At 73.4% G+C, this 24,288-nt stretch carries 23 protein-coding genes and 4 pseudogenes; 19 read left to right on the forward strand and 8 right to left on the reverse strand.

What is annotated here, in order from left to right; genetic code table 11:
• Window positions 1-50: 50 nt before the first annotated feature.
• Window positions 51-215: pseudogene (locus ACX25U_RS02030) on the reverse strand (LuxR C-terminal-related transcriptional regulator); the annotation flags it as partial.
• Window positions 216-381: 166 nt separating this feature from the next.
• Here ACX25U_RS02030 and ACX25U_RS02035 point away from each other — a divergent pair.
• The gene (locus ACX25U_RS02035; RefSeq protein ID WP_454388492.1) at window positions 382-639 is read left to right on the forward strand and encodes a DUF1876 domain-containing protein; all 258 of its coding nucleotides are present in this window, start codon (window positions 382-384) and stop codon (window positions 637-639) included.
• Between the two features lie 348 nt (window positions 640-987).
• Here ACX25U_RS02035 and ACX25U_RS02040 read toward each other — a convergent pair.
• The 6 genes and pseudogenes from ACX25U_RS02040 to ACX25U_RS02065 form a co-directional block, all read right to left on the reverse strand.
• Window positions 988-1,443: pseudogene (locus tag ACX25U_RS02040) on the reverse strand (universal stress protein); the annotation flags it as partial.
• Between the two features lie 542 nt (window positions 1,444-1,985).
• Entirely contained in the window at window positions 1,986-2,405 is a 420-nt protein-coding gene (locus tag ACX25U_RS02045; protein ID WP_454388494.1) for an Hsp20/alpha crystallin family protein, read from the reverse strand.
• A 201-nt stretch (window positions 2,406-2,606) separates the two neighbouring features.
• Window positions 2,607-3,281, reverse strand: a complete 675-nt coding sequence (locus tag ACX25U_RS02050; protein ID WP_454388496.1) for a helix-turn-helix domain-containing protein — start codon at window positions 3,279-3,281, stop codon at window positions 2,607-2,609.
• 78 nt (window positions 3,282-3,359) lie between these two features.
• Window positions 3,360-4,430, reverse strand: coding sequence for a zinc-dependent alcohol dehydrogenase family protein (locus ACX25U_RS02055; protein ID WP_454388498.1), 1,071 nt, complete (start codon window positions 4,428-4,430; stop codon window positions 3,360-3,362).
• A 671-nt stretch (window positions 4,431-5,101) separates the two neighbouring features.
• Window positions 5,102-5,998, reverse strand: coding sequence for a universal stress protein (locus tag ACX25U_RS02060; protein ID WP_454388499.1), 897 nt, complete (start codon window positions 5,996-5,998; stop codon window positions 5,102-5,104).
• A 15-nt stretch (window positions 5,999-6,013) separates the two neighbouring features.
• On the reverse strand, window positions 6,014-6,925 hold the full coding sequence (locus ACX25U_RS02065; protein ID WP_454388500.1) for a universal stress protein: 912 nt from the start codon (window positions 6,923-6,925) through the stop codon (window positions 6,014-6,016).
• A 213-nt stretch (window positions 6,926-7,138) separates the two neighbouring features.
• Here ACX25U_RS02065 and ACX25U_RS02070 point away from each other — a divergent pair.
• The 3 genes and pseudogenes from ACX25U_RS02070 to ACX25U_RS02080 form a co-directional block, all read left to right on the forward strand.
• Window positions 7,139-7,753: pseudogene (locus ACX25U_RS02070) on the forward strand (CBS domain-containing protein); the annotation flags it as partial.
• Window positions 7,754-7,794: 41 nt separating this feature from the next.
• Window positions 7,795-7,959: pseudogene (locus tag ACX25U_RS02075) on the forward strand (hypothetical protein); the annotation flags it as partial.
• 142 nt (window positions 7,960-8,101) lie between these two features.
• Window positions 8,102-8,986 (forward strand): universal stress protein, encoded by an 885-nt coding sequence (locus ACX25U_RS02080; protein WP_454388502.1) that lies wholly within the window; start codon window positions 8,102-8,104, stop codon window positions 8,984-8,986.
• A 20-nt stretch (window positions 8,987-9,006) separates the two neighbouring features.
• Here ACX25U_RS02080 and ACX25U_RS02085 read toward each other — a convergent pair whose 3' ends face one another.
• The gene (locus tag ACX25U_RS02085) at window positions 9,007-9,897 is read right to left on the reverse strand and encodes a CBS domain-containing protein (protein WP_454388504.1); all 891 of its coding nucleotides are present in this window, start codon (window positions 9,895-9,897) and stop codon (window positions 9,007-9,009) included.
• A 176-nt stretch (window positions 9,898-10,073) separates the two neighbouring features.
• On the opposite strand from ACX25U_RS02085, the gene ACX25U_RS02090 reads away from it, so the two are divergent.
• The 15 genes from ACX25U_RS02090 (at window position 10,074) to ACX25U_RS02160 (ending at window position 24,288) form a co-directional block, all read left to right on the forward strand.
• Window positions 10,074-10,511: a hypothetical protein gene (locus ACX25U_RS02090; protein ID WP_454388506.1), complete on the forward strand. Its 438-nt coding sequence runs from the start codon at window positions 10,074-10,076 to the stop codon at window positions 10,509-10,511.
• Entirely contained in the window at window positions 10,508-11,449 is a 942-nt protein-coding gene (locus tag ACX25U_RS02095) for a hypothetical protein (RefSeq protein WP_454388508.1), read from the forward strand. Before ACX25U_RS02090 ends, ACX25U_RS02095 begins: the two co-directional genes overlap by 4 nt.
• Window positions 11,436-12,899, forward strand: a complete 1,464-nt coding sequence (locus ACX25U_RS02100; protein WP_454388510.1) for a V-type ATPase 116kDa subunit family protein — start codon at window positions 11,436-11,438, stop codon at window positions 12,897-12,899. The genes ACX25U_RS02095 and ACX25U_RS02100 overlap by 14 nt, the downstream gene beginning before the upstream one ends.
• On the forward strand, window positions 12,884-13,300 hold the full coding sequence (locus ACX25U_RS02105) for an ATP synthase subunit C (protein WP_454388511.1): 417 nt from the start codon (window positions 12,884-12,886) through the stop codon (window positions 13,298-13,300). The genes ACX25U_RS02100 and ACX25U_RS02105 overlap by 16 nt, the downstream gene beginning before the upstream one ends.
• Before the next feature lie 2 nt (window positions 13,301-13,302).
• Window positions 13,303-13,539, forward strand: a complete 237-nt coding sequence (locus tag ACX25U_RS02110; protein ID WP_454388513.1) for a V-type ATP synthase subunit F — start codon at window positions 13,303-13,305, stop codon at window positions 13,537-13,539.
• Complete coding sequence (locus ACX25U_RS02115) at window positions 13,536-14,072, forward strand: hypothetical protein (protein ID WP_454388515.1); 537 nt, start codon at window positions 13,536-13,538, stop codon at window positions 14,070-14,072. The genes ACX25U_RS02110 and ACX25U_RS02115 overlap by 4 nt, the downstream gene beginning before the upstream one ends.
• On the forward strand, window positions 14,069-15,823 hold the full coding sequence (locus ACX25U_RS02120) for a V-type ATP synthase subunit A (protein ID WP_454388517.1): 1,755 nt from the start codon (window positions 14,069-14,071) through the stop codon (window positions 15,821-15,823). Before ACX25U_RS02115 ends, ACX25U_RS02120 begins: the two co-directional genes overlap by 4 nt.
• Complete coding sequence (locus ACX25U_RS02125; protein ID WP_454388519.1) at window positions 15,820-17,247, forward strand: V-type ATP synthase subunit B; 1,428 nt, start codon at window positions 15,820-15,822, stop codon at window positions 17,245-17,247. Before ACX25U_RS02120 ends, ACX25U_RS02125 begins: the two co-directional genes overlap by 4 nt.
• Window positions 17,244-17,873: a V-type ATP synthase subunit D gene (locus ACX25U_RS02130; RefSeq protein ID WP_454388521.1), complete on the forward strand. Its 630-nt coding sequence runs from the start codon at window positions 17,244-17,246 to the stop codon at window positions 17,871-17,873. Before ACX25U_RS02125 ends, ACX25U_RS02130 begins: the two co-directional genes overlap by 4 nt.
• Before the next feature lie 803 nt (window positions 17,874-18,676).
• Window positions 18,677-19,564: a universal stress protein gene (locus ACX25U_RS02135; protein WP_454388522.1), complete on the forward strand. Its 888-nt coding sequence runs from the start codon at window positions 18,677-18,679 to the stop codon at window positions 19,562-19,564.
• 103 nt (window positions 19,565-19,667) lie between these two features.
• Window positions 19,668-21,143, forward strand: coding sequence for a bifunctional aminoglycoside phosphotransferase/ATP-binding protein (locus tag ACX25U_RS02140; protein WP_454394770.1), 1,476 nt, complete (start codon window positions 19,668-19,670; stop codon window positions 21,141-21,143).
• Window positions 21,144-21,244: 101 nt separating this feature from the next.
• The gene (locus ACX25U_RS02145; protein WP_454388524.1) at window positions 21,245-21,745 is read left to right on the forward strand and encodes a hydrogenase maturation protease; all 501 of its coding nucleotides are present in this window, start codon (window positions 21,245-21,247) and stop codon (window positions 21,743-21,745) included.
• A gap of 97 nt (window positions 21,746-21,842) precedes the next feature.
• Entirely contained in the window at window positions 21,843-23,012 is a 1,170-nt protein-coding gene (locus ACX25U_RS02150; RefSeq protein ID WP_454388525.1) for a 4Fe-4S dicluster domain-containing protein, read from the forward strand.
• Window positions 23,009-23,485, forward strand: a complete 477-nt coding sequence (locus ACX25U_RS02155) for a cyclic nucleotide-binding domain-containing protein (protein WP_454388527.1) — start codon at window positions 23,009-23,011, stop codon at window positions 23,483-23,485. The genes ACX25U_RS02150 and ACX25U_RS02155 overlap by 4 nt, the downstream gene beginning before the upstream one ends.
• Window positions 23,482-24,288, forward strand: a complete 807-nt coding sequence (locus ACX25U_RS02160; protein ID WP_454388528.1) for an FAD/NAD(P)-binding protein — start codon at window positions 23,482-23,484, stop codon at window positions 24,286-24,288. Before ACX25U_RS02155 ends, ACX25U_RS02160 begins: the two co-directional genes overlap by 4 nt.

Consider the following 24,288-nt stretch of genomic DNA (forward strand, 5'->3'; position numbering starts at 1 on the left):
AGCCGTTTCCGCTCCTCAGCCACAGTAGTCGCTGCGGCCCGGGCAGGTCGTCGGGCTTCGCCGCGCAGTCGGTCCCGGGCCCGGGCGGCGATGACGGCTGCCTGGATGCGCCGCTCCAGGCCGATCCTGGCGAGCAGACGGAAGACGTGGTTCTTGACCGTCTTCTCGGCCAGGTGCACCCGCCGGCCGATCCGGCGGCTGGTCAGGCCCTTGCCTTTCCAGGTATCCCGTGGGGGAGCGTCAGGGTGTGGCGGGGTCGGTGGATCCGTGGACGCGTTGGGGCTTCCGGGCGTCCGACAGGGCCGTTCGGCTCTGGCGACGCACCGCGGTTCACGCGCACCGTGAGAAGAAGCGGGAGACCTTCGTACGGAAGTGATCACGATGGAAGCCAAGCGTTGGACCGTGCAGATCTACATCACCGAGGAGGGCGACGAGACCCACGCACGTGCCGTGCTCACCACCCGTGACACATCGGCCGTCACCGGCCGCGGTGTGGCACGGCGCAACCCGATCGACAGGCCGATCCCGGAGATCGGCGACGAACTGGCCGCGAGCCGGGCCCTGGAGGACCTCGCCATCCGGCTGCACGACGTGGCCTCCGACGACATCGTCGAAATGACCGGCCCCGTGCGGGCCTGAGGACGCCACCTCACGGACCGCGCCACCGGCACGAACACCGGTGGCGCGGTCCTGTGTCTCATGACCGGTCCCACGGCCGGAGGCCGGAGATTCGGGACCGGAGATCCAGGGCGAGTGCCCGGCCCGCCCGGAGCCCTGTCACGGGACGTCTCGCAGGACGTCCCGACGGCGCCGGTACTCGTCCTCGTCGCTCTCTCCCCCCGGGCGAAGCGCTCGGCCAGCAGCTGTTCGAACGTGGGACGCCAGGCGTCGCCGCACGCCTGCGGCTGCCCTGCGCCGCGCTTCACGGTGCGCAGGAAGAAGCGGTACCCAGACCCCAGCCGTGCACCAGGCCGCTGGGCCGCGAGGTCACACCCGCTGTGGCACGACGGCCACCGGGCACCGCGCGTGGTGCAGCAACGTGTGGCCCGTCCGGCCCAGCTGGAGGCCGAAGTGCCCTGCCCTGCTCCGCGCCCCGACGATCACGAGATCGGCGGCGGCCGAGCGGTCCACCAGCACCTTGTGCGCCGGCCCCTCGACCGTCGCTCGACGCACCTGGACCGCGGGGTGCTGGTTCGTCGCCTCACGCAGTAGTTCCTCCAGCAGGGTGGCGGCGCGCTCCTCGTGCCCGCAGGCGGGCCGGCCGTCCGGTGCCGTGTCACCGGGCGCCCCGTGCGCGTGCGCGGGGCTGCGCCAGGCCCGTACGACGTCGAGGACACAGCCGCGTGCCCCGGCCTCGCGGAACGCGAATCGCACCGCCTCCTCGCCGGTGCCGGACTCGCCGGCGCCGAGCAGGATCCGCTCGTGCGTGCCGGCCAGGCCCGCCGGGATCGCCGGCGAGCCGGCTCACGACTGAGACGTCCCCGGAGCCCTCTGCCCCGGTCCCTCGGTGTCGCGCCCCGACCGACGCAGGCCTTCTGGCAGGCCGCTCCCCTGTTCGAGGAATCAGGGCCGAACGGCCCTGGTGCCGCAGCGGCCCGCGTGGTGTGCTGTAGGTGACGGGAAGGACCCGAGAAGGACGCGGAGAAGCGGCCGGACGGCCACGCACCGCACAATCAGGATCCGCGAGAAGCGGACCGGTCCTTCCCGTCGAGCCATGTCGTGCCACCGGACGTGTTGTTGTGCTGCGCGCAGGCCGCTTGGACGACGGCTGCCGCCGCGGCGCCCTGACGAACTCACCGACCGGCGGCGGCAAGACGAAGACCCGGGCTGCCCCAGCAAGCACTTTCGCAACGGCCCCTTGACCACGAGCCCCGGCGTCGTCACCAGGACGTGGGCAGGAAGGCCGAAGGAGCGGCACGCACGTGAGTGCGCGGCCGGTGGTCCCCCGGCCGCGCACTCGGGGTACGGATCGACGCCTCCCGCTCTCAGGCGTGCCGTACCGGGATGGCCCTGGTGCCCGCCTTCTTCTCCGGGACCGGGACCGTGATGGTCAGCACTCCGTCCTTGTACTCCGCGGTCGCCTCGTCGCCCTCGGCACCGGCCGGCAGCCGGACGGAACGGGCGAAGGTGCCGTAGCTGAACTCGGTGCGGTGCTTCTGCGTGGACTCCTCACTGCGCTCGGCGCGCAGGGTCAGGACCCCTTCGGTGACGGTGATCTCGACGTCCTTCTCGGGGTCGACACCCGGGAGTTCGGCCCTCAGGACGTACGTCCCGTCGGCCATGTGCTCCTCGATCCGGATGCCGTGCAGACCCGGGGCGTGCCCACCCGGGAATCCGGTCTCGACCCAGCCGAACAGGTCCGGCAGCGTCGGCCAGGCAGGCAGCCGCTCGATCATGCCGCTCATGTCGCCCTCCTCTCCTCTTCCATCATCCCGCCCGCGGACCGGTACGCGCGTGGGCCGGCCGGTCCAGGACGGGGTCCCATCGGCCCTGTCGGTGTCCAGGGCCACCGGACAGGCGGTGGATCCGGGACATGGCCCGCGGCGGCCGACTCCAGGTGTCGGTGCTCCGCCGGCTCGGCCACCTCTGGGACAGGGCCGGTGATTTCACGCGGTGACGCGTCGGCCGGTGACGGCGCGGGCGTCGATGCTCATCCATACGTCGCGCTCGCCGCCCACCCAGGGCGTGCTGTACGCGCGCTGCGTGAGCCGTCGTATCTCGTCGGGGTCCGTCACGGTCCGGGCGTAGCCACGTACCAGCACGCTCCAGCCCTCACCGGAGGCGTCGTCTATACAGTCGACTTCAAAACCCACCTGGCAGCCCGACGCCAGATACGGTGTCGTGCCTGGCGCGGTCCGGAAGACGATCGCGCCGTCCACGACGCTGTAGTTGACGGGCACGACGACCGGGCCCGAGGCAGTGGGCACCGCCAGGCGCCCCACACCATGCGTGGAGAGCAGCGTCCGGCATTCCTCCTGGCTCAGTTCGGTGAAGTGGGGCTTCCAGGACGCCCGGCCGACGCCCGGCGGCAGATCGGCCGCACCGCCGGTGAGTTCGCCGACCGTGGTCTCGAGCGCGGCGGCCAGCTTCGCCAGGGCGGCGGGGCCCGGTGCGGCCAGTGACTGCTCCTCGAGATAGGCGACGTAGCCGGGTGCCAGGCCCGCCCGGTCGGCCGTCTGCTCCAGGGTCAGGCCCAGTTCGGCCCGCCGCTGGACGAGGTGCCGCCCAAGGTAGCCCAGAGGCATGCCCTCCACCGTCTTCGGCACTATCTGTTCGGCCATGGCCCGTTCCTTTCTTGCTTGTCAGCGAACCGTCGGTGGCTTGTGTGCGGGCTGTCAGGTCTTTTCCGTACGGCCCGGTCAGGCCGGGGTCACGGGGACGACCTCGTGCTGCGGCCCGCCGAGGACGACCTTGAGCGCCCCGGTCTCGGCGGCGTGCGCGAAGACGTCGTACGCCTCCTCCATGCGTTCCAGCGGGAAGGTGTGCGTGACCAGCTGGGAGGCGGGCAGCCGGCCGGCGGCCGCCATCTTCAGCAGGACGGGCGTGGAGCAGGTGTCCACCAGGCCCGTGGTGATGGTCACGTTCTTGATCCACAGCTCTTCCAGGTGCAGGGTCGCCGGCTTGCCGTGCACGCCGACGTTGGCGACGTGGCCGCCGGGCCGCACCATGCGCATGCACACCTCGAAGGTCTCCGGCACCCCCACCGCCTCGACCACCACGTCCGCGCCGAGCCCGCCGGTGAGGTCGGCGACCAGCTGCTCGGGGGCCTCGCGGGCGTCGGCCACCGCCTCGGCGCCGAGCTTGCGCGCGGCCTCCAGCCGGGCCGGGGCCATGTCCACGGCGATGACGCGCTCGGGCGCGAACAGCCGGGCGGTGGCGATCGCCGCCAGCCCGACGGGCCCGGCGCCGACCACGGCGACGGTGTCCCCGGGCCCCACCCGCCCGTTGAGCACGCCGACCTCGTAGGCGGTGGGGAAGACGTCGGCCAGCAGCACGGCGTCCTCGCCGGCCACCGCCGCGGGCAGCGGATGCACGGACAGGTCGGCGAAGGGCACGCGGACGAACTCCGCCTGGGTGCCGTCGACGCGGTGGCCGAGGATCCAGCCCCCGCCGCCCAGGCACTGGCCGTACACGGCCTCGCGGCAGTAGCGGCACCGGCCGCAGGCGGTGATGCAGGAGACCAAAACCCGGTCCCCCGGCCGTACCGTGCGCACGTCGGCACCGATCTCGACGACCTCGCCGACGGCCTCGTGCCCCAGCACCGTGCCGGGGCGGACCTCGGGCACGTCGCCCCTGAGGATGTGCAGGTCGGTGCCGCAGATGGTGACGATGTCGACGCGGACGACGGCGTCGGTGGGCTCCATGACGTCCGGATCGGGGACCTCCTCCCAGGCGGACTGCCCGGGACCGTGGAAGACGTAGCCCTTCATACCGACCCTCACCCTCTCGTCATCGGGTCCTGCCGTCGAGTTGCCCCATAAGTCCAGCTTGCCCAGCAGACCGGGGCTGTGCTTGGGCCGGTCGGCCCCATCGGGCGGCCGACCGGAGCATTTGATCCGCGCGGCGCACGGCCGGTGGCAGGCCGTCGTGACGTGCCTGCCCGCCGACCCCCGTGGCGCAGGGCCGACCGGCCCGTTTTCGCCGGCCAGACAGGTCCGTTCGGCCCCTGGACGTTGCCTGGCCAGCCCATGTGGCACCGCGTCCGTCGCCGGCACTGTCGGAGACACGGGGCGACGAGGAGGAGGTGGCGAGCGATGAGCGGCAAGAAAGGCGTGAGGTGTACGCGCGAGCGGCTGTGCATCTCGTCGACCGGGCACCGCTCCGGGACCGCTCGGCCACGCCGAGCGGAGAACTGATGCGCCCGCTCGCCCAGGTCACGACCACCGTCCCCCGGCGAACCGGCCGCCGACCTGGTGGCCCGCCCGGACAGGCGTGGACAGCGCAGAGCCCTGGTCCTGGGCGACGGGCACCTCGCCGGCATCGTCACCCTCACCGACGTGAGCCGCGTCCTGACCCAGCTGACCACGACCACCCGGGTCGACTCCCTCAAGTGCGGGAGCCACCGCGGATCGCGATGGCTCCCGCACGGCCTCGTGCGACCTCATGCCCGTGCGCTCACGCCCCGTTCGGGCACCACGGCGACCGGGCAGGGCGAGTGGTGCAGGACGGTGTGGGCGACCCGGCCGAGCCGGAGCCCGAAGTGCCCCGCGCGACGGCGGGCCCCGACGACCAGCAGATCGGCCTCCCACGCGACGCCCAGAAGCACCCGGCGGGCCGGCCCCTCCATGACGCAGCGCTGTACTTCCACCTCCGGCAGGACATCCCGCAGCGCTGCCTCCAGGGCTTCGGCGGCCCGCTCCTCATACACGTGCTCGGGTTCTCCGGTAATCAGGGGGTGGTCGATCGTCTCGTGCGCGGGGCACCGCCAGGCCCGTACGGCCTCCAGCACGGCCCCGCGCCGCTCGGCCTCCTGGGCGGCGAAGCGCACCGCCGCCGCCGATTCGTCCCCGACGCCGACGACGACACGGCCGTGCATCGCGGGGAGGGCCTGGTTGTCGTTGCGGGCGCGGACCACGATCACGGGGCAGTCGGCATGCCCGGCCACGAGCAGGCTGACCGAACCGAGCAGCAGGTCCACCACGCCGCTGCGGCCACGGCTGCCCACGACCAGGGCCGAGGCGTTCTTGCCCTCCCGCACGAGCACGTACTCGGGGGATTCGGGCAGGGCGGCCATACTGATCTGCAGGCCGGCCCGCCGCCGGCGGGCGCGGTGGGCGGCGGCCCGGACGACGACCTCGGCGAGCTCCCGTGCGAGCCCGGCGCCCTCGATGGGGGTCCCCCCTGCTCGAGCGGAGCCGAGAGCTTGGGGGAGTTCCCGCAGCGAGGCGTACACCACCCGCAGGGGCACGCCGCGCAGAGCGGCCTCGTCGGCCGCCCAGTCCACGGCCCGCAGGCTGGATTCGGAGCCGTCCACACCGACGACCAGCGGAAGGTCCATGGTCCTCACCTTCCCTCACCGGGGATCGGGGTTTCGGTCGTGCGCGACAACCGCGACGGGGACGGCTGCGTGGTGCAGCACGGCGTGGGCGACATGACCGATGTGGGTGCCGAACAGCCTGCGGCGCACGCACCGACCCACGACGACCAGGGAGGCCTTCCGGGAGGCGTCCACCAGGAGCTGGGCGGCACTGCCGAACCGCGCGTCCTCGAGCACCTCGACGTCCGGGTACGTCTGCCGCCACGGGCGCAGTGCCTCGGCCAGTACGGCGGACTCCCTCACCGCCACGGACTCGTACGGCTCGGCGTCTTCGGGCATGGTGTGCCCGGAGGAGGGCTGGGGATACCAGCCGTGCACTACGCGCAGCGACGCGGTCCGGCGCACGGCCGCGTCGAAGGCGAACCGGATCAGGCCCTCGTCCGGGCCGACGCTGTCCAGGCCCAGCACGACGGGCCGGAAAGCGGCCGCGGCGGACGGCACGCCGACGGGGTCCGTCTCGTGCTCGTCCGCGGCTTGCTCCCCGGAGCGGACCAGGACCACGGGCCGTTCGGCGTGCGCCACGACCGAGAGGCCGACGGAACCCAGGACGAAGCCGCCGACACCGCCCAGGGCCCGGGAGCCCAGCACCAGTAGTTCGGCTTCCTTCGCTGCCTGGCAGAGCACTTCGACGGGACGGCCGGGCACGTGCTCGGTGATCACTTCGACACCGGCGTGGCGCAGCCGCAGGCCTTCGGCAACTTCCCCGAACAATTGTTCGGTCCAATCCCGGTCGGTCTCCGCACCGAGGAGCGGTGCCTGCGCCAGAGGCTGCCAGACGTGGATGAGCTTCAACGGCAACCCGTACAGCTTGGCCTCGCGTGCCGCCCATTCGGCGGCGGCCCGGCTCTCGGACGAACCATCGAGACCTACGGTGACGGTGCGCGGCATGGTCTCCACCTCCTGCTGCGGGTGCGGGCAGGCACCGGCCACCCGCGTCTCACCGGCTCTCTCACGGTCCTACGACGGGCTCCGGCCCAGGAGGGGCCGAACGGCCCCAAGGTGGTCCGGGCGTCCTGATCCGCCCGGGCGGAACCCCCTCGTCTCGCGGGTCGCCTCGTTGGTCAGGCACCGCGCACTGGGTACCGATCGGCCCTTCCCTCCCGCGGACGGCCCGACACCCCGTTCAAGAACGTCGTCCGGACTCTGGCCGACCACGATGTGACCGCTGTACCCGTCGTCGACGACCTCGGCCGCCCCGTCGGGGTGGTGTCGCTGCGCACAGTGGCCGGCCGGCCCGACCCGGCCGGGCTGCTCCCCCAGTCCCGCCCGGAGGGCCCGGAGGAAGTACCCGACGGTGCCACGGCCGAGGAGCTCATGACAGCTCCACCGGTGTGTGCCCGCCCGGAGTGGAGCGTTGTCGAAGCCGCGCGCACGATGGACGCCCACGAGGTCGAGCGGCTTCCCGTGGTCGACGAAACGGGCGTCCTGGTGGGGATCGTCAGCCGCGATGACCTCTTGCGGATCTTCCTGCGCCGCGACGAGGCGATCCGCGAGGAAATCACCGGCGAGGTCCTCGTCCGGACTCCGGGTCTCTCCTCGGCCGACCTGACGGTCACCGTGACGGACGGCCGGGTCGCTCTCAGGGGCATCGTGGAGGCCGAGGGCCTCATCCCGGTGATCGAGCGCCTGTGTCACAGAGTCGACGGGGTGGTCTCTGCCACCGCGGACATCACCTACCGCGCCGACGACACGAGCGGTCGCTCCGCTCACCGCTGAAGTCACCCGCCACGCACCGGCCACCCGGAAGGCGGACCGCAATGGGGAACGTGCCGCCGGCCGGCGCGGAGGAGCGCCTGCTCGCCGAGGCGGTCGCGGGCCTGCGCGAGCGGTATCCGGAGGTGCGCGTGGAGCAAAGGGCTGTGAACGGCCCCACCCGTCAGGCACTGATCCAGGCAAGTTACACCGCTCAGCTCACCGTCGTCGGCTCGCGCGGGCGCGGAGGCTTCACCGGACCGATGCTGGGATCGGCAGCCAGGCGCTGCTTCAGCATGCGCACGGGCCCATGGCGGTGGTGCGCGAACGCAACGAAAACGAAGAGGACATGCTCTGATTCGGGAGGCCTTGATGGCTTACACCGATGGCCGAAAGCCGATCGTGGTCGGTGTCGACCCCGATCCGCACAAGCGGATGGCGCTCGCCTGGGCCGCGGACGAGGCGAACCGGCGCCACCTGCCCCTGCTTCTTGTGCACGCACAGGGACTGCCGACCGCCGGGTACCGGCCACGTGGCGGGCTCCCTTCCTGGGAGAAATGGAAGGACGAGTTGCACGCGGCCGGTGATCACACGCTCAAGGAGGCCGTCACCTTCGTCGAGTCCCGGCATCCACGCCTGGAGGCATCCGGGCTGCTGGCCGAGGGATCTCCGGCCTGGGTGCTGCGCGAGCAGGCCCGGCATGCGACAGCCGTGGTGGTGGGGTCCTGGCATCTGAGCACCAGGCAGGAGCTGTTCACCTCCGCGGCGGTCGGTCTGACGCTCGTCGCCCACGCCGCCTGTCCGGTAGTGGTGATACCCGAGCCGGAACACGTCACCCAGCAGCCGCCGTACTTCGTCGTCGGCGTGGACGGCAGCGCGCACTCGGCCGCTGCCGTCGACCTCGCCTTCGAGGAGGCCGCCCTGCGCGGCGCGGTCCTTCGGGCCCTGTACGTCTGGCACCCTCCGGTGCTCGACATCTTCGACGAGCACACGGCCGTTCAGGAGCGCCGTCGTGTCCTGTCGGAGACGGTGGCCGGGCGGACCGCCGCCCATCCGGAAGTCGAGTTGCGCCACGAGGTCGTACGCGGGCATCCGGTGCAGGTCCTCACCGAGGCATCCGCGCACGCTCTCGGCCTGGTCGTGGGCACGCGCGGGCTCGGCGGCTTCAGCGGCATGCTTCTGGGCTCGGTCAGCCAGGGCGTTCTGCACCACGCCCGATGCCCGGTCATCACGGTGCCGTACGAACACCGTGAGTAGTCCTCTCCCGGCCACTTCGATCAGGACGTGAGGTGGTTGTGCACCTCGACCACGTCGTCGATGTCCTCCACCTCCGCCACCAGCCTGGCCGTCGCGGCCGGCGACATCCGGCCGGTCAGCTCCACCACGCCGTCGCGCACCGTCACCTCGGCGGCGTCACGGTCGGCCGGGGAGCAGAAGGCGCGGATCCTCGCCTCGATCTCCTTGCGAATCCCGGCGTCATCCCTGATGAGGGCCTGGAGCAGCGCATCGCGGCGTACGACGCCGACCAGGCGCCCGTCATGGTCGGTGACCGGGAGCCGCTTCAGACGCGACAGCGCCGCGAGCCAGGCGGCCTCGGCGACGGTGGCGCCCGGCAGCACGGTGATCGCGGGGCTGGTCATCAGGTCCGCTGCCGTCTCACCGCGGGCCTTGTCGTGCAGCCGCCGCTCCCTCAGCCTGCCGATGCGTCCGTGCCGGTGACCGGAAGCCTCGAAGGCGACCTTCGCCAGCAGGTCGGACTCGGACACCATGCCGACCACCCGGTCGTCGGCATCGACCACCGGAACCGCTCCGACGTGCTCGCGCGCCAGCAGACGGGCGATGTCGCGGTACGACAGGTCGTCCCGCATGGATGCGGCGGGTATGTCCATCACGTCCCGTACGAGTGGGGGCTCGGCGGGCTGCTGCAACGGCCGCTCCTCGGGGGAGCCGCCGGTCTGCTGTCCCGCCGGGCTCGTGCGTGTGGTCGCGCCACTCCGTGCCTGCGGGCCCTGCCGCTCGGCCCCCGCGTGTTCGGCCGAGACCGTGGCGACAGCGCCCAGATAGCGCAGAAGCAGCTCCTGCCGCTCCTCTTCGCCGGGCCGCGAGTGGCGTGACGGCACGGCACGGCGGGCCTCGGTGTCCGTGGCGTGGTTCTCGTGCTTGTTCACGGCAGCCTCCGGCATCCGTCGGGTCGCCTACGGTCCCAGTCTCGCGCTCCACGTGTCCCGGCCAAGAGCCGAACGGCCCTGGTGGAGCAGCACCACGGTCCCTTCTGGTGCGAACCGGCACGAGAAGTGGTGAGACTGGGGAACGGCAGGTGCGGACCGGCAGGAGGACGCTCGTGATGAACCTGCGGAACTTCCTCGCTCGGTTCCGGCCGACCGGCACACCAGGAGCGGCCGTCGCCGGAGTGCCCGCCGACCGGGCGGCGGAGCGCGCCGCGGAACTGGAGCCCCCTCTGACCCGGCTGACCGAGGTCCAGCAGGAGGCGGCCCGGATCCGGACCGCGGCAAACCGTGAGGCCGAGGCGATACGGCAGAGCGCCGCACGGCAGGCGGCGCAGATCGTGGAGGCGGCGCGGACACGAGCCCCGCAGGTGCGCCGCCAGGCTGCCGCGCCCGTGCTGGGTGTCGCTCGGCGGGATGCGGAGGGTATCCGGGCGGCCGGAGAAGGCGCCGCCTCGCTGGTGCGCGAGCTGGCCCGGGAGCGCATGGGCGCCCTGGTGGAGCGCGCGGTGGCCGACGCTCTGCGGACCACGGACCGTCCGGGGGCAGCACCGTGAGCGCCGGGTGGGTCGCCGGAGTCGTCCGGGCCCGCGCCCTGGTCGGCCGGTGTCCCGGCCCGGCCGGGGCACGCGGAGTGGCGGCGAGCGGCACGCTCGACGACGCGCTGCATCTCCTGGCCCGGACGCCGTACCGCAAGTACGTACGAACCACGGTCTCCCTGCCCGAGGCGCAGCGGGCGGTCAGCGCCACGCTGCTGTGGCATCTGCGGGTGCTGGCGGGCTGGCTGCCCCAGGGCGGCGCCCGCTTGTTCCGCCCGCTCGCCGCGGGTTTCGAGATCTCCAATGTCGCCTCCCGGCTGTCGGCACGGGACGGTCCCGGCACGGACTCCGAGGCCCCGGTGTGGCAGCCGTACCAGCTCGGTGCCCTCGAAACGGCTTGGCGGACCCTGCAGCGTGCGTCGACACCGGCCGCACTGCGTGCCGCGCTGGCGGCCTCGCCGTGGGGCGACCCGGGCGCGGAGACGCCGTGGGCGCTGACCACAGGTATGCGGATGGCGGCTGCCCGGCGGACCGCCCAGGTCGTGCCGTTCGCACGGCGCTGGGCGCAGGGGCGCGCCGCCCTGCTGACCGCGCGCGAACGGTTCCTGCACCAGCGCCGGCTGCCGGGGCCCGTGCAGCGGAACGCCGTGGCGCTGCTGGGGCCCCGGGCCGTCGACGCGCCGTCGTTCCGCGACTTTCGCGACCGACTGCCGTCCGCGGCTCGCTGGGTCCTCAAGGACGTCGGGGAGCCGGGGGAGCTGTGGCGGGCCGAGGCCCACTGGTGGCGTCGGCTCCATCGGGACGGCGCCACGATGCTGCGCGAGGGCGGGTACGGGCCGCAGGCTGTCGTGGGGGCGGTCGCGGTGCTGTCCGTGGACGCCTGGCGGGTGCGGGCGGCCCTGGAGTCGGCCGCCCGGGGCGCGGGTCCGCTGGAGGAGTTCGATGCCCTGGTCTGAGGCGATGACGCCGGTCCGGATGCGGCGCGTGGCGGTGATCGTGCCGTACGCAGCGCTGCGGGAGTCGCTGGTGCGGATCGCCGAGGCGGGCTGTGTGGAGCTGGACCGGGTGGAGGAGGCGGCCCCCGGGCCGGCGGCCCGGAGGCTGCAGCGCCTCCAGAGCCGTCCCGACGGGACCTCACCGCCGGCCGCGGGTGCCGTGCCGTCCGCCGGTCGGGCTCCGGTGCTGGCCGTCTCCACTCCCGACCTGGACGTCCTCGAACAGCGCCGCAGTCTGGGGCTGCTGGCGGGTGAGGCGCAACTGGAGGAGCGGGCCCGGGGCTCGGTTCTGCGCGGTGAGGTGGTCGCGCTCGCGGGCTGGTGCCCGGTGACCGAGGTACCGCAACTTGCCCGGCGGCTGGCCGACGTCGGGGGTGCGCTGATGCCGCTCCGGTCCCCACCCGGCACCGATGCACCGACCCTGCTGCGGTCGGCGCCGTCCGCGTCGTTCACATCGTTGGTGACGACGTACGGCACACCGCCCTACGCGGACGTCGATCCTTCGTGGCCCGCCGGAATCACCTATGTCGTGATGTTCGGGATCATGTTCGGGGACGTGGGGCACGGGGCACTGTTGCTGCTGGGTGCGTTGGCGCTGCGGCTGGGACGGCCCCGCAGGGCGGCACGGCTGGGCCGCTTGTGGCCGTTCCTGGCCGGTGCTGGGCTGGCGGCCATGCTCGCCGGTGCCGCCTACGGTGAGTTCTTCGGGCCGACGGGTGTGCTGCCGGTGCTGTGGCTGAACCCCCTGCACAGCCCTGCGCGTCTGCTGGCCGCCGCGGTCGTCTTCGGGGCGGGACTGCTGGTCCTCGCCCATGTGGCCGGTGCGGTCAACCGCTGGCGCGAGGGCGGCCCGGGCAAGGCGTTGTACGCGGCGTCCGGCGGGGCCGGGCTGCTGTTCTTCCTGGGGGCCGTGGTGTCGGCGGCAGGGGTGGCCCTCCACCAGCCGGCCATGGCCCTTCTCGGAGCGGCGTGCGCGGCGGCCGGTCTGGTGCTGGTGGCGGTGGGCCTGCACGGGGCCACGGCGGGGGGCTTCGCGGGGTTCGCCGAGACCGGGGTGCGGCTGTTCGACGTGGTGGTGCGCGCGGGTACCAACACGCTGTCGTTCGCGCGGCTGGCGGCGTTCGGCCTCACCCATGCGGCGCTCGCGGACCTGGTGTGGCGCGGCACCGCCGGCTTGGCCGGGCGAGGTGCTGCCGGGATCGCCGGGGCGGTGGCGCTGTTCGTCGTCGGCACGGCCGCCTCGTTCGCCCTGGAGGCCCTGGTGGCCGGGGTGCAGGCGCTGCGGCTGGAGTTCTACGAGATCTTCTCTCGGATCTTCGAGGCGGAGGGCCACCCCTTCCGTCCCTGGCACGTCCCGACGGCGGTGCGGGGTGAAACGGAAACGGAGGCGACCGAGTGCTCACCTGGTTGATGGTCCTGCCCGTACTCGCCGTGGCGCTCGGCGCCGTCCGGCTGGTGCGGCGGCATCGGGCGAAACGGGCGTTCCGCTGGCTCCTCGCCACGAATCTCGTCCTGCTGACAGGTGCCTGTGTGCTGCTGGCCACCGCTTTGTCGACGCCCGCGCAGGGCGCGCAGGTCCAGGCCGCCGCGCCGGCTGCCGTCAACGGTTCCGCGCTGATCGGGGCCGCCATCGCGGTGGCCGGCGCGTCGATCGGGGCGGCCATCGCCGTCGCCTACACCGGGGCCGCGGCGCTGGCCGCGCTGAGCGAGCGCCCCGAGATGTTCGGCCGGGCCATGGTCATCGTCGGCCTGGCCGAGGGCATCGCCGTCTACGGACTGGTGGTCGCGATCCTGCTGATCGGGAAGGCGTGACGATGGGCACGGTGGCCGCCATCGGCACCCGGGTCCGGGTGAGCGGGCTGGCCCTGGCCGGTGTGGACGTCCGGGTCGCGGAGGACGCCGAGGCTGTCCGCCGGGCCTGGCGGGCCCTGCCGCCGGGGGTTTCGCTGCTGATCGTCACGGCGGAGGCGGCCGAGGCCCTGAAGGGCGCGACGGGCGGGGCGCGGGAACCGGATCCCTCCCGGCCGCTGACCGTGGTGATGCCGTCATGACCGCGCCGGCCGATCGTCGTGGCACTGCCCGGAGCACCCCGGCCGACGCGCTGGAGCCGGTGCGGGCCGCGCTGCTGCGCGCCGCGCGTGCGGACGCCGACGCTGTTCTGGCCCGGGCGCGGACGGACGCGGACGAGGCGTTGCGGGCGGCGCGCGCGGAGGCGGACGCGTTGCTCGCGCGGGCCCGGGAGGCCGGTGCGGCGGACGGTGCCGCCGCGGCGGCCCGGGAGCGGGTGCGGGCGCGGCAGGACGCCTGGGCGCGGGAGTTGTCCGCACGTGCCGAGGTCTACGCGGACCTGCGCGACAGGGTCCGTGCGGGGGTGCGCACGGTCCTGGCGGACCTTGCGGTCCGGGCTCGGCTGGAGCGGCGGGCCCGGGCGCTGCTCGGAACCGGCGCGGAGGTCACGGCCGCCGCCGGCGGCGGGGTGACGGCGACGGCGCCCGGCCGCCGCGTCGACCTGTCGGCGGACGCCCTGGCGGACCGGGCCCTGGAGCGGCTCGGCGCGCAGGCGGAGTCGCTGTGGGCGTCATGACGCCGGCGTCCGCCGCGGCGGGCCGCGGGTCCGGCGGCGGCGAACCGGCGTACGTCCTGCGGGTGGCGGGGCCCTTGGTCGAGGTCGCCTGCGCCGCCGGTGTCGCCATGCACGACGTGGTCCTGCTGGGCGAGGCCCGGCTGCCGGGCGAGGTGGTGGCGATCGACGGTGATGTGGTCACCGTCCAGGCCTACGAGTACACAGGCGGCCTCGCACCCGGCCGTCCGGCCCGCCCGCAGGGCGGGCCGCTCGCGGTGCAGCTGGGACCGGGGCTGCTCGGCGGCGTCTTCGACGGTCTGCTGCGCCCGCTCGCTCACGCCCGGGACCTGCTCGTGCCGGGTGAGCGGAGTACCGCACCGGACGTTCGCACGTGGCGGTTCACTCCGCGGGTGGCCGAGGGGGCGCGGGTCGCGGCGGGGGACGTCCTGGGCGACCTCGGGGCGGCGGTGCCCCTGCGCGTCCTGGTGCCGCCGGGGTGCTCGGGGGTGGTGACGCGGGTCGCGTCGGCGGGAGACCTCGCCGAGGACTCGGTGGTCGCCGTGGTGGACGGGAGGGAGGTGCGGATGGTCCAGAGCTGGCCGGTGCGCCGTCCCAGGCCGGTGCGGGAGCGGTTGCCGGCCGATCTCCCGCTGCACACCGGTCAGCGGGTCGTCGACCTGCTCTTCCCGGTGGCTCGCGGCAGCACGGTCGCCGTGCCCGGCGGTTTCGGCACCGGCAAGACCATGCTGCTGCAGCAGATCGCCAAGTGGTGCGACGTCGACGTGATCGTGTACGTCGGCTGCGGAGAGCGCGGCAACGAGATGGCCGACGTCATCGAGGAGCTGTCCGCGCTGACCGACCCCCGTACCGGGGGCCGTCTGGCGGAGCGCACGGTCACCGTGGCGAACACCTCGAACATGCCGATGATGGCACGGGAGGCGAGCGTTCACACGGGCGTGACGGTCGCCGAGTACTTCCGTGACATGGGGCTCGACGTGGTCGTGATCGCGGACTCCACGTCCAGGTGGGCGGAGGCGCTGCGCGAGTTCGCCTCACGGATGGGCGAACTGCCCGCCGAGGAGGGCTACCCGGCGGGTCTCGCCTCGGAACTGGCCGCTTTCTACGAGCGGGCCGCCCCGGTGCGTGCCCTCGGCGGCGCCACGGGCTCCGTCACCGTCATCGGTGCCGTGTCCCCGCCGGGCGGTGACCGCACCGAACCGGTCACGGCGCACACCGAACGGTTCGTGCGCTGTTTGTGGAGCCTGGACCGGGACCTCGCCTACGCGCGCCACTATCCGGCGGTCTCCTGGGCGGAGTCGTTCTCGCGGGACGCCGCCGTGTCGGCCGCCGCGCACGCGCGGGCCGGTGACCCGCAGTGGGCCGAGCGGCGCGGGCGGGTGGCCGGGCTGCTCGCCGAGGCGGACCGGCTGGCCGATCTCGTGGAACTGGTGGGCGTCACGGCGCTGCCGCCGCGGGAGCGGGTCAGTGTACTCGCCGGCCGGCTGCTGCGCGAGGGGGTGATCCAGCAGAACGCGCTGTCGCCGTCGGACGCGTACTGCACGCCCAGGAAGACGGCGGCCCTCGTGGAGGCGGCCCTGACGGTCATCGACCGCTGCGGGGAACTGGTCGACTCCGGTGCGCAGGCGGAAGCCGTCGAAGCGGTCGACTACACACCGCTGCTCCGGGCCCGTGAGGAGGCGGGTCCCGGGGAGACCGCTCCTGTGGTGGCGGCCCGGGACACGGTACTGGCACGGCTCGGTGAACTGGCGTGAGCGCGCCCGGTGAGATCGAGTACACGGGGGTGCGGGAACTGCGCGGCCCGCTCGTGGTGGTCGAAGGGGTGAGCGGCGTCGGCTGGGACGAGTTCGCCACGATCGTCCTCGACTCCGGCGAGCGGCGGCACGGCCTGGTACTCGAGGTGGACCGGGACCTGGCGGTCGTGCAGGTCCTCGAGGACACGGCGGGGATGGACCGGGCCGGCACACGCGTCGCGTTCTCCGGCACCCCGCTGCGCATCCCGGTCGGCGTCGGCTGGCTGGGCCGGGCGTGCAACGGACGGGGGGAACCGGCGGACGGCGGCCCCCCGGTGCTGGGTTCCGTGAACGCGGCGGTCGGCGGTGCGCCGATCAACCCGGTGCGCAGGGAGCCGCCCACCGAGCCGGTACTGACCGGTGTGGGCGCCATCGATGTCCTCACCACCCTCGTACGGGGCCAGAAACTGCCGGTGTTCTCGGCCGCCGGCCTGCCCCATCTCGAACTCGCGGTGCAGATCGCCGCCCAGGCGACCAGCGGCGGCGAGGCGTTCGCCGTCGTCTTCGCCGGCATGGGGCTCACGCACGCCGACGCGGCGTTCGTCCGCGACGGACTGGCCGAACGCTCCGCGGCCAGGGAACTGACCCTGCTCCTCAACACCGCGGACGACCCGGTGATCGAGCGGCTGCTGACCCCGCGGCTGGCGCTCACCGTCGCCGAGCACCTCGCCTTCGTGGAGGGCCGCCATGTCCTGGTGGTGATGACCGACATGACGGCCTACTCCGAGGCGCTGCGCGAGGTGTCCGCCGCGCGGGGCGAGATCCCGGCCCGGCGCGCCTACCCCGGATACCTCTACAGCGACCTGGCGTCCCTGTACGAGCGGTGCGGCAGAATCAGGGGCCGCCCGGGATCGGTGACCGTGCTGCCGGTGCTCACGATGCCGGCGGGCGACATCACCCACCCCGTGCCCGACCTCACCGGCTACATCACCGAAGGCCAGATCGTCCTGTCCGCCGAGGTCCACGCCCGCGGCACCTATCCGCCGGTCGACCCGCTCGGCTCGCTGTCGCGTCTGATGCGCAAGGGAGCGGGGGCGGGGCGGACCCGCGAGGATCACCCGCACCTCGCCGCGCAGCTGATCGCCGCACTGGCCCGCGCCCGTCAGGTGCGAGAACTCGCCGACCTGATCGGACGCCCGGCGCTGAGCCCGGCCGACCACCGCTACCTCGACCTGGAGGAGGCGTTCCTGCACCGGTTCCTCGCCCAGGGCACGGACGAGAACCGGTCGCTCGACGACTCCCTGGACCGTGCCTGGGAGGTGGTGCTGACCCTGCCGAGCAGCCAGCTCGGCATGATCCCGACGGCCCTGCTCCAGGCCCGTCGCACCCCTGGCGAAGACCACGCGGACAGGGAGGACACGGACGTGGAAGGCACGCCGTCATGAGTCCCCGCCGACGCCTGGCAGCGCCGGGGCGCGCCGAGCGGCTGCGGCTCCGGCACAGTCTCCACACCGCGCTGCGCGGAGCGGACCTGATGGAACGCAAGCTGCGGCTGTTGCTGGAGCGGGAACGCGCGCTCACACGCCGGGCGGACGAGGCAGGCCGCATCCTGCGGGAAAGGCTCACCGAGGCCGACACCTGGCTCGTGCGCGGGGTGCTGATCGGCGGCGAGCGGGCCCTGACCGAAGCGGCCCCGGCCGACCGGGCCGCTGTCGACGTGGAATGGACCGTCCTGATGGGCGTACGTCACCCGTCCGCCGTGTCCTGGACGCCGCCCGAACGCTCCCTTGGGGAGCGCACGCCGGGCAACACCGCGCTCGCCCACGCGGAGACGGCCTACCGTGCCGCGGTCCGCGCCGCCGCCGAGTACGCCGCCGCTCGCACCGCGGCCGAGCTGATCGCGGTCGAGGCGGAAAGGACCCGGCAACGGGTCCGCGCCCTCCGCCGGCACTGGATTCCCCGGCTGAGGCGCGAACTGGCCGCGGTGGAACTGGCTCTGGAGGAAGCGGAACACGAGGAGGCGGTACGGCGCCACTGGGCCGCCACGTCACACGATCGGCCACGGCGCTGAACCGCGGGAGCCCAGCGCATCCGCCGGGGCACCCAGGGGTGCGGAACCTGAACGCCTTGAACTCACTCGTCGGCATCGGCGCAGGCCGTCCCACAGCACCCGTTCCCGCAGGCGGTGGTCGCTCTCGGTCACGGAGGCGGTGTCGAACCGCATGGTGGTGCGGGGCCGGTGGTGTACGCCGGCCGGCCGGGGATTCTGTGACGGCGAAGGAGCCCCGGGCTCCGTACAGGGCGTCGACCGGCGCCGCGCCTGTCGTTCACCGCCCGCCCATGGCGTGGTGTGGCGCGTCGGATGGGCCCGCGCACGGCCTCGGGCCGCGTCACGACGCTCGCGGGGCCGACAAGCGAACACGCCCCAGCCCTGGCTCAGCGCCTCGTCCACTCGGTCGACCTCGAAGGCGACTTCCGTTCCCACGGCCGCCGCGGGCACGGAATCGGGCGCGGTCCGGAAGACGATCGCGTCATCGATGACCTTGTACGAGGATGCGGCAGGGCGGAGCCCTGACCGGGGGCAGCCGCGGCGGCATACGGGCGCGACGGGCGGTTTCCTCCCGGCTGAGCCTGTGCCTGCGACGTTCGACGGCCACGCGCCGGCCGATGTCGTCGTCACCGCGCCCGTCTCCTCTCGTGCCGGACTCCACGCCTCCGGCCTCCTCCCCACGTCCACATGCGCCGCGGAGGGGATTGCGGTACTCCTCGAATGAGAACGCACCGTGCTCGGCATGTCGACGACGTCCGGACCATCCACACCATCGGACTCGTTCACCGTCATTTCCGGCTCCTCACGAGACAGAGGCCGCAGCCATGGAACCAGTCGTCACCGTGGGCCTCGACGGCTCGCCCGAGAGTCTCGCCGCAGCCCGCTGGGCCGCCGAAGAGGCCGAAAAGCGCAAGCTCACTCTCCGCCTGCTGCACGCGTGGCCGCTGCTGGCGCCGGAACCGACCCGCGTCCCCTCGGAAATCGATCAGAACTACTGGGCGAAACGTCTCGTCCACACCGCGCGGGCGGAGCTCCGAGCACGCCACCCGAGCCTGTCCATCGTCGAAGACCTGGTCGCCGACGACGCCCAGAACGCCCTGCTCCAAGCGGCCTCGGAGGCGGAGTCGGAGATGGTCGTGCTCGGTTCACGGGGTCTGGAGCCCGTCGAGAGCTACTTCCTGGGCGACGTCAGCATGCCCGTCGTGGCACGGGCCGAGCGGCCGGTGGTGCTGGTTCGCGCCGAGAGCCGGGAGGAGGAGCCACCATCCCCGCCACCCCCAGGATCCACGAGCCGCGTGGTCGTGGCCCTGAAACTGCACGGATCCTCCGACGACCTGCTCGACTTCGCCCTCCACACCGCTGCGGCCAGGGGCGTTCCTCTCCTTGCCGTCCACGGCAAAAGCGTGCCGCTCCACGCACGTGTGCCCTGGGGTGTGGACCACGCCGTCGCCGAAGAGATGACGCGGGACGCCCAGAAGCAGCTGGGCACGGCGCTTCGCCCCTGGCGGGAGAAGTACCCGCAGGTGGACGTGGCCGACAGCATCCGTCTCGCAAGCCCCGCCCAGGCCGTCGTACGGGCCGCCGAAGGCGCGCTGCTGCTGGTCGTCGGCCGACGCCGGCACCGTCCGGGCCCGGCTCCCCACCTGGGTCCCGTGGCGCAGGCCGCCATTCATCACGGGCGCTGCCCCGTCGCCGTCGTTCCTCATGACTGAGCCCGGCCTCCACGCGGAATCGGCACGGCCGGTGCCTTGGGCCGACGCGTCCGCGCTCCGGTCCGATGCCCGCCGCGACGGCGGGCCGCTGCCGCGCGCAGAGGTGTGCGAGACCCACACCGCGATCGTGTTCTTCGCCGGCGACCGCGCCTACAAACTGAAGAAGCCGGTGGATCTGGGGTTCCTGGACTACACCACGGTGACGGCCCGCAGGGCCGCGTGCGAACGCGAAATCGCTCTCAACCGCCGCTTCACCCCGGACGTCTATCTGGGCCTGGGTGAGATCCGCAGCCCCGACGCGGAAGAACCCGAGCCGCTCGTGGTGATGCGCCGTATGCCGGCGGAGCGCCGCTTGTCCCGGCTGGTACGAGACGGGGCCGACGTCGACGACGCCCTGCGGGTCATCGCCCGGCACCTTGCCGCGTGGCATGCAAAGGCACCCCGCGGCCGCGACGTGGACGAACAGGGCACGCGGGACGCGTTGTCATCGCGTTGGGAGGCGAGCTTCGCGCAGGTCCACACGCTGGCCGCCGACGGCGTCGTGCCCGACGGGGTGACGGAGGTCGAGCGGCTGGCGCGCCGCTACCTCGCCGGCCGCAAGCCATTGTTCGACTCCCGCATCGAGCAGGGGCGGGTGGTCGACGGCCACGGCGACCTGCTCGCCCAGGACGTCTTCTGCCTCGACGACGGCCCCCGCGTCCTGGACTGCCTGGAATTCGACGACGCCCTCCGCTACGTCGACGGCCTCGACGACGCCGCCTTCCTCGCCATGGACCTGGAACAGCTCGGCGCCCCGGAGGCCGCGGGGTACTTCCTCGCCCAGTACAGCGAGTACTCCGGTGATCCCGCGCCCCCGTCCCTGTGGCACCACTACGTCGCCTACCGCGCGTTCGTTCGCGCCAAGGTCTCCCTGATCCAGGCACGCCAAGGCGCGCCGGGCGCGCAGACGGCGTCACGGCGGCTGATCTCCGCGGCGCTGCGCCACCTGCGTTCCTCCGCCGTCTGCCTCATCCTCGTCGGCGGGCTGCCGGGCAGCGGGAAGTCCACCCTCTCCGGAGCCCTGGCCGACCGGCTGGGGGTCGCACTGCTCAGCAGCGACCGCGTCCGCAAGCAGCTGGCGGGCATCCCCCCGGAGCAGTCCGCGGCGGCCGGCTACGGCGAGGGGCTGTACACGCCCGAGTGGACGGCCAGGACCTACGCCGCCCTGCTCGATCGCGCATCGGCCCTGCTGTCCCGCGGCGAGTCCGTCGTCCTGGACGCCACCTGGTCCGATGCGGGACGGCGTGAAGCGGCGCTGCGCATGGCCGAACGCACCAGCGCCGACCTGGTGGCCCTGCACTGCCACGTGCCCGGCGACGTGTCGGCGGCCCGCCTGCGCACGCGCGTCCCCGGCGCGTCCGACGCCGACCTCGACATCGCCACCGCCATGGCGGCCGGGGAACCGCCCTGGGCCGAGGCCGTCGCAGTGGACACCAGTGGCCCGCTCGAGTCCGCGGTCGCCCGGGCGCTGGCGGCCGTACGCCCGTGGGGCACCGGCCAGGCCCCGGTCTACCGCCGCCCCTACATGGAGCCGGACTGAGGTGCACGATCACGCCGTATCCCGCCGCCCTGCGGCGCGAGCACGCCGCGGTCATCGGGATCGGTAACGCGTTCCGGCGGGACGACGGTGTCGGGCCGGATGTGGACACGCTGTTGAGGAAACGCGCCGTGGCCCGGCCGCTGCCTCCCGGCACGGTGGTCCAGGAGTGCGACGGGGACCCCGGCCGGCTGATCGGGCTGTGGGAGAACGTCTGCCTGGCAGTCGTCGTCGACGCCTGCTTCCCGCCTTCTGCGCACCCTGGACGCGTTCACCGGTGGTGCCCGGCCCCAGGCACTCTGCCGTGCCCGCCGGGCACCCGGCAGCACAGCACGCACGGTCTCGGTCTGGTCGAGACCGTGCGCCTTGCCCACAGCCTCGGTCGCGGTCCCGGTCGTCTCGTCGTGTACGCGGTCGAAGGGGCCGACCGTTGCCTGGGCCCGGGCCTGACGCCGTCGGTGGCCCGGGCGGTACGGCCGCTGGCGGAACGCGTCGAGCACGACATCGTGCGGCACGCCGAAGCCGCGCTGCGCGGCCGGCAGCCCGTCGTGGACGCCGGCGGGACACGCCGCAACGGTGTCGGACCGTGCGGCGCCCGCACCTGACACCCTGTCAGTAGCCGATGGTGACCGGCTGTGGACGACCTGTGCGACTACGCGAGCACCTCCCCGCCCGGGAGGCACGGACCGAGGGGAATGACACATGACCGACCCCGGCGACGCCAAAGCCGCACCCGACGGGCAGACCGAGGCCGTCCTCGGTCGCGACGGTCTCGACGCGCTGGTGCGGATCCTCAAGCGCCACGGTCGTACGGTGATCGGTCCCACGATCCGCGACCGCGCCATCGTCCTCGCCGAACTCGACTCGGCGGACGAGCTGCCCCACGGGTGGGGGGTGGAGCTGGAGGCCGGGCAGTACCGTATCCGCCGCAGAACGGACGGCGCCGTGTTCGCGCACAGCGCGGGGCCGCAGTCCTGGAAGGCGTTCCTGCACCCCGCACGTGTCCGCCAGTGGACCGCCGACCGTGACGGCGCCGGCGAACCGACCGTGCGCGAGGACAAGCCGCGGGACGTGTCGTACGCGTTCCTCGGGGTGCGGGCCTGCGACCTGCACGCCATCCGCATCCTCGACCGTGTGATGATCGGCGGGAAGTACCCCGATCCCGCCTACGGCTCCCGCCGTGGGGGAACCTTCCTCATCGCGGCCGAGTGCACCGAGCCGGGGGCCACCTGCTTCTGCGTCTCCATGGGCACCGGGCCGGCCGTGGACACCGGCTACGACCTCGCCCTCACCGAGGTGATGGACGGCGGCGGCCACCGCTTCCTGTGCCGCAGCGGAAGCGCGGAGGGCGCCGCCGTACTCGCCGAACTCCCGCGGCACGGCGCCGATGACGCCACCCGTGCCGCGGCCGCGGACGCCGTACGACGGGCCGCGGAGAACATGGGCCGGTCCATGCCGCCTGTCGACCTGCACGCCCTGATGCGCGACAACCTGGAGGCCGACCGCTGGGACGACGTCACCGCCCGCTGTCTGAACTGCGGCAACTGCACCATGGTCTGCCCCACCTGCTTCTGCACGACCACCGAGGACGTCAGTGATCCGACCGGCGACCACGCCGAGCGCTGGCGCCGCTGGGACTCCTGCTACGACCTCGACTTCACCCTCCTGCACGGCGGTCCGGTCCGTGCGAGCAAACGCAGCCGCTACCGCCAGTGGCTCACCCACAAGATCGGCACCTGGCACGACCAGTTCGGCAGTACCGGCTGCGTCGGCTGCGGCCGCTGCATCGTCTGGTGCCCCACCGGCATCGACCTCACCGAGGAGGCGCACGCCCTGCACCGGGAGGCCACGGAGAAGAGGCCCTCGCAATGACCTCGGGAACGGATTCCGGCCCGGCGACGGGCCTGCTCGGGGCGCTGCCGGCCGAGCACCGCGAACGGCTCTTGGGCCTCGCACACGAGGTCGAGCACCCCGGTTTCACACGCCTGTTCGAGGAGGGCGGCCAGGCCGACCGCTTCTGGATCATCCGCACCGGAACGGTCGCGCTCGACATCCACATCCCCGGCCGGGGCCCGGCCGTCGTGGAGACGATCGGTCCCGGCGGCCTCGTGGGCTGGTCCTGGTTGTGTCCACCACACCAATGGCATCTCGGGGCCGAGACCCGAAGCCGCGTGGAGGCCTGGGAGTTCGACGCGGCCTCGGTCCGCGACCTGTGCGCCGCCCACCCGGAGTTCGGCCTGGCACTGGTCACCCTTGTCGCCGAGACGATCGGCCGTCGACTGCGTGCGACCCGCACACGCCTCCTGGACCTGTACGGACCGCAGGAGAGGGGACCGAGGCCATGACCCTCGTGCCTCTGCCCCATCGCCTGGTGAGCCGTCGCCGGGAGACTGCCGACACGGTCACGTTCGAGCTGAAGCCGGTCGGCGCCGGCCTCAAGCCCTTCGTCCCGGGTCAGTACGCCATGCTGTACGCGTTCGGGGTCGGGGAGATTCCGGTCTCGGTGTGCCGTATGGCCGAGGGCCGGCGGCTCGCCCACACCGTCCGCGCGGTCGGGGCCGTCTCCCGCGCGCTGTGCGAGCTGCCGGCCGGCGCATCGGTCGGCGTGCGCGGCCCCTTCGGCACCGGATGGAACCCGACGGCCGCCCGGGGGCACGATCTGCTCGTCGTCGCCGGCGGCATCGGCCTCGCGCCGCTGCGCCCCCTGATCGACGCCGTGCTGGCCGAGCCCCGAGCGTACGGGCGGCTGAACGTGCTGGTCGGCGCCCGTACCCCCGACGACCTGCTGTACCGTGCCGAGCTGCCGACCTGGCGGCGGCCGTTCGGCGCCGTCACGGTCGACCGGCCCACCGGCGGCTGGAGCGGCCGGGTCGGGGTCGTCACCACGCTGCTCGACGAAGCGCTGTTCGCCCCGGCGAACACCACCGCGTTCGTCTGCGGCCCTGAGGTCATGATGCGTGCGACCGCCCGCGAGCTGATCCACCGGGGCGTACCCGCACACCGGGTCCGGATCTCCCTGGAGCGCAACATGCGCTGTGCCACCGGCCACTGCGGGCACTGCCAGCTCGGCCCCCTGCTGCTGTGCCGTGACGGCCCCGTCGTCGCCTACGACCGGGCCGAACCGCTGCTCACCGTACGGGAGCTGTGA

The sequence above is a fragment of the Streptomyces sp. JNUCC 63 genome (assembly GCF_054366325.1).